Genomic DNA, 18,137 nt, shown 5'->3' with positions numbered 1-18,137 from the left:
ACATTGAAGTACCAGTGGCTACGGAGTGGTTCGGCGATCTCAGGAGCGACCAGCAGCAGTTATAAGTTGACGGCTGCGGATGCAGGGAAGAGCATCAGCGTGAGGGTCACGGCCACGAAGACTGGTTATTCGAGCATCGCGAAGACGAGTGCAGTCAAGGGTATCCCCCTGCAATCGCTGACCGTTGCTTCGGCCCCGATGATTGCTCGGTCGGGTGCCGTCGGACAGACTCTGACGGCGAAGACCGGTGCCTGGTCGCCGGCTCCGGTCACGCTGAATTACCAATGGCTGCGAAACGGAGCCCCAATTAGCGGCGCGACCAAGAGCACGTACAAACTGACTGCGGCGGACAAGGGCAAGAACATCACCGTGAAAGTCACGGGGTCCAAGAGCGGATACACGAGTCTGAGCAAGACCAGCGCCGCGAAACCAGTCAAGTAGGCGGCGAAGACGAGAAAGCCGTGGGGTGCACTCCAATCGGGGTGCACCCCACGGTTTCTTAGCTGTTAGTCCGTGAGCTGCGCCGCGAAGCTCTGAAGCCATGGCCTGAGGTCCGGGCCAAGCTTCGGGTCCTGGCTTGCGAGCTCGACGGTTGCCTTGATGTACTCGAGCTTGTTTCCGGTGTCATAGCGGCGCCCGTCGTAGACGACGCCAACTACTCCTCCGAAGGCTTCCGGATCACCGGCGAGCACCTCGAGGGCGTCGGTGAGCTGGATCTCATCGCCACGTCCGGGCGCAGTGCGCTCAAGGACGTCGAACACCTCGGGCCGGAGCAGGTAGCGGCCGATGACGGCAAGGTTGGACGGCGCGTCTTCCCGAGCCGGCTTCTCGACGAGGCCCGTGAGCTGAATCGTGTCGGGCCCGACCACACCCTGCTCACGCGGGATGCTCGTGTCGTACGCGGCTACGCCGTATGCCGAGATCTGGTCTAGATCGATCTCCTGCAGAGCGACGACACTCGCGCCAGTCTGCTCGTGGACCTCGATCATGCGCTTGAGGAGTGAACCGCCGGAGGACATGATGTCGTCGCCGAGGAGCACAGCGAAGGCCTCATGCCCAATGTGCTGCTTGGCGCGGAGCACCGCGTGACCGAGGCCGAGCGGGTCACCCTGACGAAGGTAATGCACGTCAGCCAGGTTGGTGGCCGCATTCACCCGAGCGAGCTTCTCGTGCTCACCACGCGCCGCAAGGAGAGACTCGAGCTCGGCAACGCGGTCGAAGTGGTTTTCGAGTGAGGCCTTGTGACGACCCGTGATCATGAGCACGTCGGAGAGACCAGCCTCCACAGCTTCCTCGACCACATACTGAATCGCTGGGCGATCTACGACTGGGAGCATCTCCTTCGGTATCGCTTTGGTCGCGGGTAGAAAACGAGTCCCCAGGCCCGCAGCAGGGATGACGGCCTTCGTGATAGTTGCGCGCATACCGGAAGCTTATTGCCTCAAGCCGAGTGGATCGTTCCGAGTGACAGAACCGCCATGCCCTGGATTTCTGCGGACGGGCACGCGCAGAGAATCGTCGGGACCAAGGCAATGGCTGAGTCGATCCGTTCGGACATGTCCGTGCGTCACGACTTGTGGGCCGACGCGAACCCCGCAAGAGCCGAGGGCGGTCGATAAAAGAGCGACCCAAACCGCGTCCGCACCAGGCCTGCGTGTATCCACCAGGCACACAACACCGCCAGGACGACCCAAACAGCCGCGGTGACACCAGGCCAAGCCAACGCGAGCGCGTAGAAAGGAGAGTGATAGAGAGCCACAGTCAGGACCACAAGGACAAATGTGTGTGCTACATAGATGGGCAACGTATTCTTGCCAAGTAGCTCCAGCAACGAGGCGAACCAGAGCAATTTCGCTAACTGGAATCCGGCAACTGCGCCCAGACAAGACACGAAAAACATCATACCTGGCACGTCAACCAAGTAAGTCATTCTTACCCAGGCGACCGCACCCCAAACCATCACGCCCACTGCGCACACGTACCAAGCGCAGTTCGCCACCCAGGAGAGAAGACCTTTCGAGAAGTAAACACCCGCCAGGAAGAAGAAATAATAGGAAAAAACTCCGGACCAACCATTGCCCAGAAGACGAATCACGCTATCCGGGACAAGGGCGTTCGAAAAGCTTAGCCACAGGATAGACACGAGCGCAGCAGTTGCAAGCTGAATCCTCGGCGGCACACGCGCCGCCACCTTCGCAAAAATGAAGAACACGGCTAAAGCCCACAAGAACCAGAGCTCACCGTTGGGACGCAAAGGCGAGAGCAAAACTTTACCCACCTGACCAAGCAACGAATTATCAGGCTGCCCAGGCAGGAAATACATCTCGAGAAGCTTGTACGCGAAGACGACAGGTTGCCACGCCAAGAATACCCACGCAAGTAGGACAACCTTCCCGCGCAACAACTGTGGCCAGCTTCTTTTCAACCACGATCCGGCGAAAAGACCAGATGCAGCAAAAAACAGCGGCATTCTCATCGTGGCGAAGATATCGACAGTCACATCTACCCACGCGACCTCGAGCCCCACGAAGGCAAGCTCCAGTCGGGTGTGAGCCAGCACGACGAGGATTATAGAAAAGGCCTTCGCTCGGTCTACCCAGGCGTATCGAGGTTTCGTACTGTGTGGCGACTCAGGCATTCAGCGATCGTACATGCGACGCCACTACTCGCCAACGCCCGGGTAATATTCCCCAGCGCCACGTCGCGCCAGGCCGACACCAGTTCGACAGAATCTTCGCATGGGCCGGTCACCCCGTAGCGCGTGGCTCCCCAGTTGCTGCACGGTGCACTTTGGAACCACTCAGAACTGTGCAAGAAAGATCACTCATGCTCGCCTGAACAGGAGCCGCATTGCCATTTCGTCAGCGGGTGACTATCAAAAACTGCTCACGAGCCTTCACCAATAACCAAAACGTCGCATGAACGGTGGCTACGCAAAAGCTCGTGGAGGATGAGAAGCGGTTGACCCTTACGATTCACCACAGCGACCACTCGTCAACACAGCCATTAGTCAACGTGAACGCCTTCACGAAACCCCCTGTCTGATAAGCCAGTTGCTGAAGACCGCGTTCATAGCTGAGCGGCGGATCTGTCCAGATGACGGACGAGCTACCGTCGAAGCATCTCGCCGCGTAGAGAGCAGCTCGGCTAGCGTGAGTGCGGGAGGTCACCACCAGCACAGAGTCCCAAGAGTATTCATCAGAGAGCCGCTGAAGCAGAGCCATTTCCCCTTGAGTAGTGTACGGAATAGATCTACCACAGAAGACGAAGTATGGTCGCTCCGAGACACAGGCACTGATCTGATTCTTACCGAATCTGGATTCGTTGTCGGGCGCAGAAATCACAAGCGCATCCGCGTACCCATGCTCTACTAGGCGCTCACCAAGTTCAAGACGATCTGCCTCAGCTGGCCCCAAAACGAACACGACATCAGCCCGGGTAGGGGTGAGGCGTTCCGGGAAGAACACTAGTCGGGTCATGCCGATGAAACATAGTAAGAGCGACACGCAAGCAGCGGAGATGAGTGCCCTGCGCACACCTCGCGAAGAAAAGCGACGGGGCTGGGATCCAGGCTCCGAAACCATAGAACTCCTCCAAGACTTGGACGCGAGAAGAGCCTTCATCGACACGGTTGAAGAGTGATAGCCGGTCTGCACGAGCGCCAGCTATCACTCCGGGCTCATGGCCGGCCCATCCCGAAGTACTGCCACCCTGCCGCTCGCCACCGTGTAGCGTCGAGGCAATTTCGTCCGTCTACTACGATCCGCTCCTTAGCCCATGAAGCGGCGTCATCGGGGTCGAGTTCGCGACGGTACTCATCCCACTCAGTGACCACCAGGAGCACGTCTGCACCAGTAATCGTCCTCACCAGATCCGGCTCGAAGGAGAGCTGCGGATGGGCTCGTCGGGCATTCTCGAGGGCTTCAGGATCGGTAACAACGACGTCAGCGCCCAGGCCGTGGAGCCGCACAGCTACGTCCAGTGCCGGGGAGTCTCGAATGTCGTCACTGTGTGGCTTAAATGCCGCACCGAGAACGGCGACACGCTTGTCGAAGACCGAGCCGCCAACACTCTCGACCACCAGCTGAACAGCGCGCTCGCGGCGCCGCAAGTTGATGGCATCCACCTCTCGCAAGAAGTTGACCGATTCTCCTCGGCCGAGCTCCTCGGCGCGCGCTGAGAAGGCACGGATATCCTTCGGCAAGCATCCACCACCGAAACCTATTCCCGCGCCGAGGAAACGCCGGCCAATCCGAGCATCATGCCCGATGGCGTCTGCCAACTGAGTCACATCTGCTCCAGTCACCTCGGCTATCTCGGCCATAGCATTGATGAATGAGATTTTGGTAGCAAGGAAAGCGTTGGCTGATACCTTTACCAGCTCGGATGTCGCATAATCGGTGACGATCAACGGCGTATCAGAGGCGATAGCCGTGTGATATACGTCGCGTAATACTTCGACAGCTTTCTCCCCGTCATCTCCGGCGGGAACGCCGACAACGAGGCGATCTGGAGAGATCGTATCCACCACTGCGAAACCCTCCCTCAAGAACTCCGGGTTCCAGACCAAAGTCGCGCCGGTAGCGGTGATGGACGGGGCCAGGCGCTCCGCCGTACCCACTGGGACGGTCGATTTACCTGCGACGATGTCTCCTGCCTCTAAGTACGGCAGCAAGGATTCTACCGCCGCATCAACAAAGGTGAGATCAGCAGCGTAGCTGCCTCTCTGCTGGGGGGTCCCAACACCGATGAAATGCACCTGAGCATGCTGAGCTGCAGACATGTCAGAGGAGAACGCTAGTCGTCCAGACTGAAGCCCGGCTTCTAGAAGTTCCTGCAGGCCAGGCTCGAAAAATGGAGCATGCCCAGCAGATAGCTGGGCGATCTTTGCCTCATCGACGTCAATACCAACAACATGATGCCCAATTGAGGCCATTGCTGCAGCGTGGACAGCTCCGAGGTAACCGCATCCAATAACAGACAAGTGCATTCTATACTCCTAGAGTTTGATCTAACGAGATTTGGTATTAAGTAAACTAAGCACGCCTCAGCCCATCCCTCGCTTTTGTGCTCACGAAAACAAAGTCTCTCCTAGCCGCAGGCCAGATAGCGAGGGTAACAGAATATGACACTGCGTAGAGGACCAGAGATAGGACCAACGCAATCCAGCCCGGCAGCTCGCCGCTCTCTGACCAGTGGAGGGCAAACGCGGCTACGACTACGGAGGCTGGTGTCACTGTGAGAAGTGTTCGGAAGCCGTTCCACGCCATGGAACGCGCAGGCACCCCAGGAACTCGGCGAATCCACCAAATGCCAAGAGGCCACATCACCAAGAGTGATGCAGAATAGCCAGCAGCTGCTAATTCAGGACTGACTAGCGCCCCCATCAGCACCATGGCAATCATGATTGGGCGCGTGACTAGCGCGTATTTCAGATTCGATCCGGTCAGCCCCTTGGCCAGGAATATCCAGTACACGCAATAGCTTCCTACTTGCGCGATCGCCCCCACGGACAAGATGGATACGTATAAAGCAGAACCTTCCCACTCGTCGCCCAGCAGCGCAACCACCAGAACGGGACTGCTTGCAGCAAGGAATCCCAGGAGTGCGATCAGAGGAAGCAACAGCAAACGTTGGCCAGCAAGAACAAACCGGGCGAAATCCGGCGATTCTTGCAATTTAGCCAAAGTGGGTAGTGCCACTTTTACCGCAGGTGCATTGATCTGCGCAACTGGCTTCATGACGAGCTGAAAGGCACGATCGTACAGACCCAGGGACTGTGCTCCGAATCGAGCACCGATGACCACGGAATCGATGTTACGGCTGGCGTAGTTCAAGAGTTGCACTAAGAGGAGGTTCAGGCCGAATCTCATGAACGGCCTGACGTCCGCGTCGCGGCGCCAGCCACCAGGCAACCAGGGGCCGAGGCAGACGGATAACAGGAGAGTGAATACAGCTAATGCGAGCTGCTGACCGACGAGAGCCCAGTAGCCTCCCGAGAGCAAAGCGATCGCGACCCCAACGACGAGGGCCATCACTGGAGCCAGCGTCTCAACTATGGCCAACCTAGCGAACTTCATCTCCCTGTTCAGGTTCGCCCGATGTTGTGTGCTTAAACCATTCAGCAGGAATGTTGGAGACAAAGCGATTGTGATAGCTACAAGCTCAGGCCTGTCATAGAGGTAGGCCAAGAGCGGAGCCATCGACGCACAAACGAGTCCCAGCGCCAACCCAATACCAGAATTGATCCAGAAGAGCTTGTCTCTCTGTCCTCTTGAGAGCGAGGCGGCCTGGACGGCGGCCGAACTCAAACCGAAATCGCGCACCACCTCACCGACACCCACCACAGCCACCACCATGGCCATCAGTCCAAAGTCGTCCGGAGCTAGCAACCTAGCCAAGATCACCAGGCTGACTAGCTGTGTGCCAATCCTGGCGACCTGGCCAATCATGGTGATCATGCCGCCCCGGCTTGCCTGCCGGCCGAATGAGCTGATCGTCATTCGCGGACCCTGGCAGTGATCAAGCGTGCATACTCACGTAAGAGAGTCGACGAATAGTTCTCATGCGAGTACTCCGCAGCTGCCCACTCTGCTGCTTTCTTACCAACGGAAGCACTGTGTCGCGGATCCTTGAGAGCCTCGAGAATCGCCCCTGCGATTTCGTCCGCGTTTTCTGCACGTGCCCAGACCGTGCCTTCAGGGGCGTGGATACCTTCGAGACCAACTGACGTCGACACGACTGCCTGACTCATTAGCAGCGCATCGATCGTTTTAAACTTTACGCCAGCACCCTGTCGAAGGGGAACGACGTTCACTAAGCAACTCGCGTAATACGGATAGAGACTCGGAACGTACCCCGTAACTGTTACGCGGCCCAGATCATTCGCGAGAATCCTCATCTGTGCTGTTGGTGAAGCACCTGCGATCACTAGCTCCGCCGCCGGGTTCCTAGCTCGCACCAGTGGCCAGATTTCCCTGAGCAGCCACAAGGCGGCATCGATATTTTCTGGACGATGGAAGGCACCGACGAAAAGAACCCCTGCAGATCGCTCGTGTACGCTTGGTGTCTCTATCCTCTCGAGAGTGAGAGGAGGAGTGACAGACACGACGGAGGTTCCAGTTGAAATTGTCTGGAGCATGCCCTTGTCCTTGGGACTCAACGCGAGAACTAGGTCCATGACCTTAACGGTTCTGCACTCATCCCGGACCGTCTGCCTCCGACGTACTTTTGCCAGAGTCCAGCGGGCAGAGAATTTTCGGGCTGCGTCCAAACGTCGATTCTCGCGCTGTGCAAGTACGTCGTGGGCAATCAGCACACGCGGAGTCTGCTCTGGCCAAGACCTTCTCACCTCGGAGAGCGGCCCAGCAGCCAACTCACCAGCCTCTGTCCACTGAAATTCGACCAGATCGGCCGCTAGAACGGCGCTGAGGACGGCCGGCTCGCGCCGAAAAGCTTTCCGGTGCCGTCGACTTAGTCGACCCTTGTATACACGAACTCGCAAATCTATTCGCGCGAGAATCACGCCCAAGGAGCCCGCCGGTGTGGGATCCTTCCCGAAGAGAAGCACATTTACGGGGAGATCTAGTCGTGCTCTTGCATCGACGTTTCTCTTGTCGTAAGGAGAGATGATCGTCACTTTGTAGCCGAGACTAAGGAGCGTTCTAATGTGCTGATAGTAGAACTGGCCGCCTGCATGAGGCGCGCTAGCGAATGGAACTATTTTAGAGACACTGACTATGTTCAGAGGCACCGCTAGACCCCGTGCTCAATCAGAGCCTTAGCAAGTGCCTCGCGTCGGACGCCCGCCTCTCGGCTAATTTCCGCCCTATATGCAACTTCGGGCAGTGAATCAAGCGAGCTAGCAGTCTCGAGAGCAGTAGCGACTTGATCCAATGACCTGAACGTCAGCCTGGCACCCACCGATTCGTAGTGATCACGGTACTTGAAATCCGGCTCCTGTCCAGGTGGCGTAACGGCCATCGCTGGAACTCCGAGTGCATGAGCGAAGATGAGTCCATGCAAACTGGACGCTGCTAGGTACTGACTCTCAGCGATCTGCTCCGCGATGTGCTTCGGCGAATGTGCCGGCGTAAGCACCTGGAAGCCGAGCTTCTTGGCCGATCTGATTCCATCGATGCCCTCATTGGTACTCCACGCGCGAAAATGCGGAAGGTATATCTTCTTTCCGCTTTTCTTCCTGATGGGTCGACTTAGAAGCTCGCTAGCAAACAAGCCAGGATCACCAGTGACTACAGACTCGCTACCGAGCAGCGCCGCAGTCCTCGGCCCCCGCACCGCAAGAATATTCCAGGAGTCCAGCCTCTGTTTCTCCGCAGAAGTAAGATCCTGCCTCCCACCCGTTCCCCAGACCAGGAGATCACGTCGAGCGTCGCGTAGGGCGAGGTGGAGAATCGAGCCAATTGCAATCGCATCCGCAGATGAAGGCGGGCTCCATTGCGCTTTCGACGAGGAGGCGATTGACCATGCCAACGGGGACATCTCATCACCGAAGTTTCGCATAAGGCGCCCACTTCGGAGAGCAAGACTTGCCCAGGCCCGGCCATTCAGGCGAGCCTCTTTGCGAAAATACTCATAATGCCGACCGGGCGACCACCAGTAAAGATTCACGACATCGATCCCATTTCCCGCTTGTTTTTCCGACGTTTAGCTTCGCCATACACGACGACATTTCTGCCCACCGGTTCCCCAGGTGCTTGCGAAGCCTTGGACGCGCTTTGAAGACTGAAGGAGAAATATCCGAAGAGGAACATGAGCAGAGTAAATACGTTCGGATACATGAGACCCCAACCAGTAACACTCACGAGAATCAAGGACGGCATGAGTGCCAACAACGCTCTAGCATCACCCACTCCTGCTGCCTTGCCTCCTCGAAGTGCTCGGACGAACACGACGATCACTGGGATCAAGAACGCCACAACGCCTAGCAGACCTAGCTCAGAGAGGAGCAGTAGACCTACATGGTGGACCGGCCAGTTCTGTGCAATGAGTGCATCGAACTGACCGAAATAGCTTGTGAATTTCCCCGGCCCAACACCTGTCCACAGGACTCGCGGCAAGTACTCAAGCGTAACGATCGTGAAGTGTTCTCGCTGCCCACCGCTCGGATCCGCTAGGAATCGCTGAATTATTTGGTCCACAAAAATCAGTGCAACCACGCCAACAAACATGGGTAGAACCAGGCGCCCCCCGAACCTTCTGCTGGCAGGCTGAATTACGGCCCAAACAAGGACGACGGCTAAGTAGGCAATGAAATTTGAACGACTGGCTGTCAGAGCAATAGGTACCAGTGCTAGCCAGACGGCGACGCTGGCGATACGTCTGGTTGCCACATCTGCACTCAGCGTCGCAGGCAGCGCTAGAACAGCAATCAACATGAGCACTTTCCCGAGCGTTCCTGGGTGGTCCATTGTGCCATTAGCACGACCGCTCTCAAGCTCGGCGGTAACCCCCTCGAGCTGGAAGATCGGCACCCCCATCGCTTGCAGGGAAGTCACACCCGTCTGAACGACGACAACGATCAGAAGCGTCCATGCAAACCATCGCATGTTGCGAGCTGAGTCGTGAGTGGACTGGCTCACGCGCATACCTACCACCCACGCGAGTAGATACACCGCATAATTCAATAGTGACGAGGTTAAGGCATGCCATTCGTAGATCTGAAGCAGGAGAGCAATAATTAGAAATGGCGCGAAAAGCAATAAGGTCTTGTAGAATCGGCCACGTGCTAGGAGAGCCATTCCCGCGACTACTATGACGAGGTTCGTGCCGGAAACCAGGTCGAATGCGTTTCGGTTGAAAGAGGCTGGAAAGACAGTCAAGTTGATGAGGATGACCGATCCCAGAAGGTTCCATCGCAAGTCAGTCTTCGACAGCATCGATGCTAGGAGAATCACGGATGTCATCACAAAGATAACTACTGACATGTGGTCAACCTTTGCCGACGCAAGATCCAGAGCACGATTAACTTCACGTCAGCTCCCGAACTGCAGCAGTCGCGCCTGAGCGGCAGCCAGCGAGGCTTCGATGGACTGCGTCTGGGCATTATCGTACACGTGCTGGGATACTCTGATTCTCAGCTCGTCATCTTCGATTAAAGACCGAGTGCTCCTTATCCACGCTTCCTCATCATCCAACGGAAGGACGAAAGCCTTTCGCAGGTCCGGGTCCGTGTATAGGAGCGGAGCAGCTCCGTACTGGTCTGACAGGATCAGAGGCGTCCCCGTCATAGCTGCCTCAACTGCACTTCTACCAAATGCTTCGCGTAGGGAAGTGCCAATGAAGATACTGGGACGGGTCCAGAGTGAACGCGCATCGACCCAGCCCGCGACGCTGACATTCTGCGGAGCCTGCCTTCTCATGGCCTGTTCCAGGGGACCAGTGCCGTACATGTCAGAATGAATGCCGGTGCCTCGGGCGATATCGAGGAAGAGCTGCGGGTTCTTGTCCCGGTCAACTCGAGCCGCCCAAATAAGCCTCTCAGGCAAGACCGTGCCGTCATGTACCCGGACTGAGGAGGGAACTCCGGCAGGCACGATGAAGGGAGCGCGAGCCCGAGCCACTTCCTTGGCCAGGATAGGCGTCGTGGCCCACACCTCATCCGCGCGTCGCAGAGCCCAGCTCTCGATCATGCGAGCCGCTAACGTCCTAGAGGCTGACTGCTCCCCTTTGTCGGGCCAAGGCATTCCCCTCGTCCAGGCCACCCAGTTCTTCCCCGCCATTCGTAGCCGTCTGCCATACGCGATGTCGGACTGCGAGATCAATGTGATGACAGTGTCCGCCTCTTGAACTGCGTCAGATCTAGCGAACCAGTCGCCCAGTTCATCTATAACGTGCCGGCCATGACTAACGACATCACGTTCTTCTACGCCTGGTGCTTCTGAACGTTCGCCCAAGGCCGACGATCGCAAGCCTATTAGTGCTTTCCAGTCATGACCCTGCGCTTGAGCAGTGGCAACCAAGTCCAGCGCCGTTCTATACACCCCGCTTCTAGCCATCAGTGGAGCGGCGAGAAGGACGACTCGCTTCGTATCATTAGGCACCGTAGAGACCTCGGATTCGACGCGCTTTTGACTCCCAGGTCATGAGTTCAGGAAAATCTTCCTCGACCCGGCTAACTCGCGAGTGCTTACTCGCCAGATCCTTGATCCACGAACCATGTCGAGTCCCCTCGAGCACATGCAGTCCTGCAAATCCTCGCTGTTCAACGCCAGCGAACGGAGTCGCCAGCACGGGAAGTCCGGCGGCGCGGTATTCGTAGGTCTTGATTACATCGCCTCCAACCTCGCCCTCACCGACCCGATGAGGGACCCAGCCAACGTCGAAGCTCTGCAAGAGATCGGGGACGTCAGTGTAATGCACATCGCCCAACAATCTCAGGTTCGGCAAAGCGCTAAGAGGCGCACGATACTCTTCGTCCAAGATGGGTCCCGCGAAGGTGAACGTCACGTCCGGGTTAGACTCAGCAGTTTCTACGATGCAAGCGAGGTCAACTCGCTTGCCGATCTTGCCTACGTAACCGATGTTGAGTGCCCCCGTCGGCTCACTACGGCGGCTAAAGCGTTCCGGATCGACACCGTTCGGCAATAGTACGGCGTCCTTACGACCGAATCGGTGAGCAAGCTCAAGCGTGCCCTCGGCGTTAGCTGTAACACTATCTGCTTTTTCGAATGCTGCTCTATAAGCGCGAAGTACATCCTCGCTTATCCCCGCGAACGCGAAGTGCACAGTCCAATCATCGAGTAGATCGAAAACGACTCGACGCGTGTTCGAGAACGGATTGGATCCCTTGGGTGCCAAAGCTACAAAGGGATTCCAGACGACTGCAGGCACCGCGGGACCCCAGGGATCGAGCGAAGGATAACTACTAGCGCTGTCGACCCACCAACGACGCCGGTTTCGCAGGTTCGGTACCTTCCAAGCACGGGTGGAAACATCGATCGTATTGAGCGCGACATTCCTATTCTTGCGAAGGCTTAGCGGAGCTGGTTCCGGTCTGGAAATGACCGCGACAGGATCGGGATCGTTCAGTTTGCCTAACCACTCGATGACGTGCCCGTCCCTAGTCCGATACCCCTCCGAGCTAAGTTTAGACTGCCCGTGCATTGGGAAGCAGAGTACGGAAGCCTTGGGGAACGAAGTGGTCATGCGATCAACTCCCGGAGGGAACGCTCGTAAGATGAACACACCCGCTCCCAGGTGTAGATAGCCTCGGCACGCCGCTGTCCTCGCATTGAGTTGGCTTCCATCTCATCTGGATCATTCAAAAGTTTGACGAGTTTAGAAGCTATCTCAGCTGCATTTGGTGAGGTGTAAGTCGCTTCATCACCCAGCACTTCACGATTGTACGGCGTGTCGCGGGCCAGCGTCGGAGCCCCGGCGGCCATCGCCTGAACGAGAGCTGGGTTCGTTCCTCCTACGCTGTGGCCGTGAAAGTACACTCCAGCGTTTTGCCAAAGCGAAAGAAGTTTCTGATCGTCAGAAACGTGCCCGAGCCATTCGACGCCGGGCCGAGTTTGGCTAAGCTTCTCTGCTCGTTCGTCTAGCTCCCCACCGTAGCCGGACGATCCCACGATTATGACCCGCAGATCAGAAGGCAGCAGCTCTACGGCGTCGAAGAACTGAGGAATCGAGTTCTCAGGAACAAATCTGGCGACGACCAGTATGTATCCACGGCGCTCGAGTCCAGTCACTACGGGCAATCTCGAAGAGGGAGCATCTCCACCGTAAGGAATGAAAACGCCGTCGCGGTCGAATTCGTGAGCCCAGCGTCGACCGATCTCGTGGGCATCGAAAACTAGCTGATCCGCCCATTTCGCGGTGAACCTGGCGCCACTCTTGAACACTCCCTTCGCGACCTTTCCCCACTTTTCTCGGTCCCACTCGATTCCGTCCACGTTCACGAGCGCAGGCACACCTCGCGCCTTCAAGATCGGGAGCCAGAATCCGTTAGCAACATTCATGACGAGTGCCACGTCTGGTTTCTCGCGCGCTGCGTGCACCGCCGAGGTAAAGCCATACGAGAGCGTGCTCAGGCTCTTCGTCTCGATACCGCGTGTGATCACGCTTCTGACCCGACGATCCGCGCCTGAATTCGGCCCGCGACGCGCGCGACTATAGACAGTTACATCCCACCCTTGGTCCGCGAGGTACGGGGCGAGTTTTCGGACGGCCGTCTCAAAGCCACCGTAAAAACTCGGGTAACCTCGCGTTCCGATGATTGCTACTTTAGGCATACTAAAACTTCCAATGACTTCGGGGGCTTACGTCGCGTATCGCCGACAGGAATCTTTCAAATTTCATCTGTACGTAATCTTCCAAGTGCGCTGATAGCTCACCACGGTCCACGCGCAAGAGATCTAGACCGACGAGGGCAGTAGCGATCGCCTCTTCTGAAGCCTCTACTTGCACGAGGGCGGAACCGGCTATTTGCTCAATTTCGAGCATGGCTGGAGATACCTGCGTCAACACAACACGTCCAGAAGATAAACCCTGCCAGACTTTATTAGCTATAACAGAGCGAGATTTGAGAGATGACCCAAAGACTCCGAGTACGAGATCATTTTCTGCTATATATTTCGGAAGTTTTTCCTGCGGCACTGGATCCAAGAAAACGACCCTCGAGCCACTGGGCCAGTTATTCGTCATGGCCTCGACCGCAGCCCTGCTAGGTCCGTCTCCGATTAGTGTGAAGCGTATCTTGCGAGATTCTGAAGCTCGACGCACAGCCGGCACCAAGACATCGAGTCCGTGCAGTTCGATGTAGTTGCCGTAGTAAAGAATCCTCATCTCGTCGTGGCCATTTGCAGGCTCATGCTGCACAGCCCAGTCAGGCGCACCGACCGGCAACGCGAACACTTTGGATCTAGTGCGCATTACGATCTCTCTGGCGCGCACTTCGGTATCAATCAGGTAATAATCGGCAACTCTGCGCGCCACTGCGTCGAGAAACCTGTACTTCTTGGCTGGATACGACCCAGGCAAGACAGTTTTCTTATCTTCGACTTCAGTCTCGTACATACCTATGAAGCCATCAATAACGAGAGTCATGCCCCTCAGTCGTGCAATTGCCCAGGCGACGCTCGCGTATTGTAGGTTAAATTCCGAAAGCACAAGAATCCGAGCACCCCGCGAGGCACGCCACAATCCCAAAGATTCGTAAATCAATTTACGTGGACCGTGCACACCCTGGACTCTGGCGAGACACGTTACTTCGTATTCGCTAGACAGAGCCGAGCGAATGCGACTGTTACGTGGGTAGGTCGAGTCATGGATGCGGAAGTATACAACAGCACGAGCACTCGCCTGATTCATTCCCTAAGCTCCCTTATCCATGATCACCGCTCGAGAGGAGAGTTCATTTTCGTCGCCCCTCCCGCGTTCAGCGTCCAGCCGAGATTTCTACCGTGTTCCCTTCCGAGCGGACGTGATGATCGGCATCTGACCGGTGCCGATTTTTCGGTACTCGGTCGTCGGGTTCCCGTCCTGGTCCGTGCCGTAATAGGCACCGTAAGCACCGTAGGAACCATAGGCGTAAGAGTCAGGGCCCTTGGTCGGTACCTTGGTTACCACGATTCCTGAGACTTCTCGCCCGATGCCTTCGAGCTGTGAAACTGCGCCCGCCAGAGCCGAGCGAGGTGTCTGTCCGCTGGCCACTACGAGAATCGTTCCATGGACTAGCTCACTGAGTACCGCACCGTCTGTTACCAACAGGAGGGGTGGCGCATCGATGATCACGTAGTCGTGCTCCGCGAGGAGCTGATCGTGGACCTGCTGCATCGTGTGGGAGCCGAGGAGCTCACTCGGGTTCGGCGGGATACGGCCGGCGGGGAGCACATAGAGGCGCCCACGGCCCCATCGCTGCAGAACATCCTTCGGCTCGGCGCGTCCGCTCAGGAGGTCGGTCAAGCCTACGGATCCGTCAACACCCATTGTCGTCGCGACCTTCGGCTTGCGGAGATCGCCGTCTACGAGCGCGACCTTGGCCCCCTGCTCCGCCAAGGCGATTGCGATATTGGCGGACGTGGTGCTCTTTCCCTCTGATGGGAGTGAGCTAGTGACCACAAAGCTGTGTCGCGTGTTTTCGATGTCCATGAATCGCAGGTTCGTGCGAAGTGCCCGGTACGACTCTGCTTTGGGACTCTTTGGCTCCTCATGAACAATGAGGGGGCGCTTAGCGGCATCAGGATCGAAGGCGATCGTCCCAATGATGGGGCGATCCGTGATCTGAGCAATGTCGTGAGTACTGCGGATCTTCGTGTCCACGAGCTGGCGAAGTACAGCCACACCTACACCGATAGCCAAACCAAGCAAAGCACCGATGATGACGTTGAGAGACACTCGTGGGCTTATCGGGCTGGTCGGTACTTCGGCAGATTGAACGGGTTCAATCTTTACCAGGCTAGGAGCCCCACCTTCGGGCTTCTCCAACTCATTGACAACTACGTCGATGAAGTTGGTGGCTACCGAGTTTGCAAGCGTCGCCGCCAACTGCGGGTCCTCATCGATGACGGATATCTCGATAACCACAGTATTGACCTGGTTCGTCGCCGTAATCTGAGTGGCGAGCTGCGCGGGGGTTCGATCGAGTCCCAGTTCCTCTACGACTCGCGAGGTCACGATCTCTTTGTCGACAACCGTCGTGTAGGACTGGACTGCCTGACGGGCGAACGTCGTTCCCTGGTTAAGACCCTGGACTTCTGTGCCATCGGACGCGCGTACTGACACGTAGAGCTGTGCTTGCGACTCGTACTTGGGAGTCATCAGGAGCGATGCCCCAGCTCCCGCGGCCACACCCGCCAGAGTGCAAATCAGGATGATGATCCAGTTCTTGTGCAGGATTCGCAAGTAGTCGCGCAGTTCCATGTGGGGTCCGTCCGTGTGTCTCTCGCGCTCGTGCCGCTGCCGCTTTCGCGGCTGGCACGAAACGGGTGGCTCGCGGTTCGGAGCGCAGGGGGTATGTCAAGCAAGCTGGGGCAAGCCCGGCCTCATACTACTGGTGTCATGTTATTCGGCTGTAAATTCTTGAAATGTGCCGCGCTGGTCGCAGATCGGGCACATGCTGGCGAAGAACGCTGATCAGCCGCCGATTTCCACGGGCAGGCCCGCGTCGACAGCGTTCGCGATCAGCTGGTGACCGGCGTCGTCAGGGTGCAGGCCGTCGAGCTCGAAGTACTGGAACTCGTCCTCGAACAGGTGACCCACGTCCAGGTACTGGCCGCCGACTGCGGTCACGTCCGCTTCGATCAGCTCGCTCGTGAGCGTCAGCTGCGCGGGGTACGCCGTGCTCACCCAGAAGGGCGAGACCGCGATGATGCGCGCATCCGGCAACCCGGCGCGAAGGTCGGTGAAGACCGACTCGACGCCAAGCTCCTGATCGAGCTCCGACATGTTGAGACCGCCGGAGACGATCACCACGTCAGGCTGCGCCTCGATGGCTTCCTCGACCTGGACCGCGTACGAAATCCACTCTTCGAGGCCCTGGCCGTAGCTCGCGCCACTCACACCCAGGTTGAGCTCTTCCCAGCCGTTCGCCGCGGCCAGCAGCGTGGTCCAGCGCAGCGACGGGTCGCTCGCGCCGACACCCTCCGTGTACGAGTCACCGATGAACGCGACCGTCAGGCCGGTTCCCGCAGGGGTCGCCGACGGTGCGGAAGCGGATGGAGCTCCACCGGAGTTCGTCGCCGAAGCGGCATCTTCCGAGCTGGCAATGGTAAGAACGGGTTCTGCGCCGACCCCCGCGGGGGCCTGCCGTGGCATGAACGCCAGAGCCACCAACGCAGCCGCAGCGAGAGCCACGACCACGAGCAGTGTCAGCTGGGGCCAACGACGCGCACTCTGGTTGCGTGTTTTCATTTCCCAGTGATCGTACCGGCCCAGCGGCACACCTTGTACTCCCCGGGGAACCTAAGGCCGTTCCGACACGCGCAGATCCGCGGGATTTAGCCCTGGACGTCATTTCAGATTCATCCAAATTCGCAATGTCGTAGCCCAGAAAACGGGCAAGTGTAGCGTCGAGACACGGCGAGACGGAGAACGAATGGTGACACACGACGCGACAGCACGCGCATCGTCGACCGTGCCCCAGCAGCGGGAACGCTGGATCGACCTCATCCGCGGCACCGCCATCCTCCTCGTCATCGCCAACCACGCCATCGACGTACCCATGCACATCGCCGACATCACCCCCGGCACCGTCATCGACGACATCACCCTCTACTTCGCGCCGTTCCGCATGACCTCCCTCATGCTGCTCTCCGGCCTCCTCCTCCCCCGCGCCCTCGCCAAACCACCCCGCCGCTACTACGCCAGCAAACTCCGCACCCTCGCCTGGCCGTACGTCGTCTGGCTCGTGATCTTCTGGATCGCCACCTCCAACCCCACAGAGTGGATGCGCCCAGATGGCTGGGCCACACGCAGCTGGCTGTGGTTCATCCTCTGCCTCTTCCTCTCCTACGTGGCCGCGCCCCTGCTCACCCGCATCCCGACCCCGTGGTTCGCCCTCGTGCCGATCACCCTCTGGCTGCTCAGCACCGTCGCCCCAGACGGCACGCTCTTCGACCTCAGCTACTACAGCGGATTCTTCTTCGCCGGCTACCTCATCGCCCGAACCCAGCACCTGCTGAGGCGCTTCGACACCCCGCTGGCGATGGTGCTGCTCCTCGCCGGCAGCTCCACCTTCGCCGCACTGCTCGTCCTCCAGGAGCACGGGCTCACCCTCACCTCGCCCACGACGCCTGGCACAAACGACGACGGTGCCATCGAGCGCTTCGACCTGATCTGGGTTCCCGTCGTACTCGCCGGCATCGCCGGCACCGCGCTCCTCGCGCGACGCATCCGCGGCACCCTCGACGGACACCGCGAACCAGCCCCCTCACGCTTCCTGCAGCACATCGGCCGCAACTCGGTCGTGTTCTACCTCATTCACTACCCACTGCAGATCGTGCTCGTGAGACTCCTGGCCGCGGCGGGCATCACCGAGCAGCCCATCGTGATGAGCGCGTGCATCATCGCCGCACTTGCCGTATCGTTCGGCGCTGTTGCACTCCGACGCCGCAGCCGCGTCGTGAATGCGCTCTTCGTCTTCCCACAACGAGCAACGCCGGTCACCAGATGAT

The 18,137-nt window shown here is 58.1% G+C and carries 16 protein-coding genes; 2 read left to right on the top strand and 14 right to left on the bottom strand.

All coding sequences use genetic code 11. From position 1 onward, the window contains the following. Nucleotides 1–99 precede the first annotated feature (99 nt). A complete protein-coding gene (locus C5B97_RS17695) occupies nucleotides 100–441 on the top strand; it encodes a hypothetical protein (RefSeq protein ID WP_146080698.1) in 342 nt (113 codons plus the stop codon). A gap of 65 nt (nucleotides 442–506) precedes the next feature. On the opposite strand, the gene C5B97_RS02385 is transcribed toward C5B97_RS17695, so the two are convergent. The 14 genes from C5B97_RS02385 to C5B97_RS02320 all read right to left on the bottom strand — a co-directional run bounded on the left by C5B97_RS02385 (nucleotide 507) and on the right by C5B97_RS02320 (nucleotide 16,875). Next, nucleotides 507–1,424, bottom strand: coding sequence for a UTP--glucose-1-phosphate uridylyltransferase (locus tag C5B97_RS02385; protein ID WP_104310517.1), 918 nt, complete (start codon nucleotides 1,422–1,424; stop codon nucleotides 507–509). A 143-nt stretch (nucleotides 1,425–1,567) separates the two neighbouring features. After that, the gene (locus C5B97_RS02380) at nucleotides 1,568–2,638 is read right to left on the bottom strand and encodes an acyltransferase family protein (RefSeq protein ID WP_104310516.1); all 1,071 of its coding nucleotides are present in this window, start codon (nucleotides 2,636–2,638) and stop codon (nucleotides 1,568–1,570) included. A 337-nt stretch (nucleotides 2,639–2,975) separates the two neighbouring features. Continuing rightward, nucleotides 2,976–3,479 carry an ElyC/SanA/YdcF family protein gene (locus C5B97_RS18355; protein ID WP_181026867.1) on the bottom strand — a complete coding sequence of 168 codons (504 nt, stop codon included), beginning with the start codon at nucleotides 3,477–3,479 and terminating at the stop codon, nucleotides 2,976–2,978. 200 nt (nucleotides 3,480–3,679) lie between these two features. Further along, the gene (locus C5B97_RS02370; RefSeq protein WP_104310514.1) at nucleotides 3,680–4,990 is read right to left on the bottom strand and encodes a UDP-glucose/GDP-mannose dehydrogenase family protein; all 1,311 of its coding nucleotides are present in this window, start codon (nucleotides 4,988–4,990) and stop codon (nucleotides 3,680–3,682) included. 46 nt (nucleotides 4,991–5,036) lie between these two features. Beyond that, entirely contained in the window at nucleotides 5,037–6,503 is a 1,467-nt protein-coding gene (locus tag C5B97_RS02365; RefSeq protein ID WP_104310513.1) for a lipopolysaccharide biosynthesis protein, read from the bottom strand. Continuing rightward, nucleotides 6,500–7,141 carry a glycosyltransferase family 4 protein gene (locus tag C5B97_RS17855; RefSeq protein ID WP_181026866.1) on the bottom strand — a complete coding sequence of 214 codons (642 nt, stop codon included), beginning with the start codon at nucleotides 7,139–7,141 and terminating at the stop codon, nucleotides 6,500–6,502. Before C5B97_RS17855 ends, C5B97_RS02365 begins: the two co-directional genes overlap by 4 nt. A 614-nt stretch (nucleotides 7,142–7,755) precedes the next feature. Further along, nucleotides 7,756–8,631: a polysaccharide pyruvyl transferase family protein gene (locus C5B97_RS02355; protein ID WP_368845300.1), complete on the bottom strand. Its 876-nt coding sequence runs from the start codon at nucleotides 8,629–8,631 to the stop codon at nucleotides 7,756–7,758. Then, a complete protein-coding gene (locus C5B97_RS02350) occupies nucleotides 8,628–9,947 on the bottom strand; it encodes an O-antigen ligase (RefSeq protein ID WP_104310510.1) in 1,320 nt (439 codons plus the stop codon). Before C5B97_RS02350 ends, C5B97_RS02355 begins: the two co-directional genes overlap by 4 nt. A 48-nt stretch (nucleotides 9,948–9,995) precedes the next feature. After that, entirely contained in the window at nucleotides 9,996–10,652 is a 657-nt protein-coding gene (locus C5B97_RS18350; protein WP_368845299.1) for a glycosyltransferase, read from the bottom strand. A 403-nt stretch (nucleotides 10,653–11,055) separates the two neighbouring features. Further along, complete coding sequence (locus C5B97_RS18060; protein WP_219819744.1) at nucleotides 11,056–11,748, bottom strand: glycosyltransferase; 693 nt, start codon at nucleotides 11,746–11,748, stop codon at nucleotides 11,056–11,058. A 416-nt stretch (nucleotides 11,749–12,164) separates the two neighbouring features. Continuing rightward, nucleotides 12,165–13,256 carry a glycosyltransferase gene (locus C5B97_RS02335; RefSeq protein WP_104310507.1) on the bottom strand — a complete coding sequence of 364 codons (1,092 nt, stop codon included), beginning with the start codon at nucleotides 13,254–13,256 and terminating at the stop codon, nucleotides 12,165–12,167. A 1-nt stretch (nucleotide 13,257) separates the two neighbouring features. Continuing rightward, nucleotides 13,258–14,070, bottom strand: coding sequence for a glycosyltransferase (locus C5B97_RS02330; RefSeq protein ID WP_181026863.1), 813 nt, complete (start codon nucleotides 14,068–14,070; stop codon nucleotides 13,258–13,260). Nucleotides 14,071–14,421: 351 nt separating this feature from the next. Further along, nucleotides 14,422–15,885, bottom strand: coding sequence for a polysaccharide biosynthesis tyrosine autokinase (locus C5B97_RS02325; protein WP_104310505.1), 1,464 nt, complete (start codon nucleotides 15,883–15,885; stop codon nucleotides 14,422–14,424). Nucleotides 15,886–16,098: 213 nt separating this feature from the next. Then, nucleotides 16,099–16,875 carry an SGNH/GDSL hydrolase family protein gene (locus C5B97_RS02320; RefSeq protein ID WP_104310504.1) on the bottom strand — a complete coding sequence of 259 codons (777 nt, stop codon included), beginning with the start codon at nucleotides 16,873–16,875 and terminating at the stop codon, nucleotides 16,099–16,101. Nucleotides 16,876–17,059: 184 nt separating this feature from the next. On the opposite strand from C5B97_RS02320, the gene C5B97_RS02315 reads away from it, so the two are divergent. Further along, a complete protein-coding gene (locus C5B97_RS02315; protein ID WP_104310503.1) occupies nucleotides 17,060–18,136 on the top strand; it encodes an acyltransferase in 1,077 nt (358 codons plus the stop codon). Nucleotide 18,137 lies beyond the last annotated feature (1 nt).

This window comes from Pseudoclavibacter sp. RFBB5 (assembly GCF_002931555.1).
Classification (GTDB): domain Bacteria; phylum Actinomycetota; class Actinomycetes; order Actinomycetales; family Microbacteriaceae; genus Pseudoclavibacter.
The sequence above is the reverse complement of the archived record's forward strand: the minus strand, read 5'-3'. Positions and strand labels throughout refer to the sequence as shown.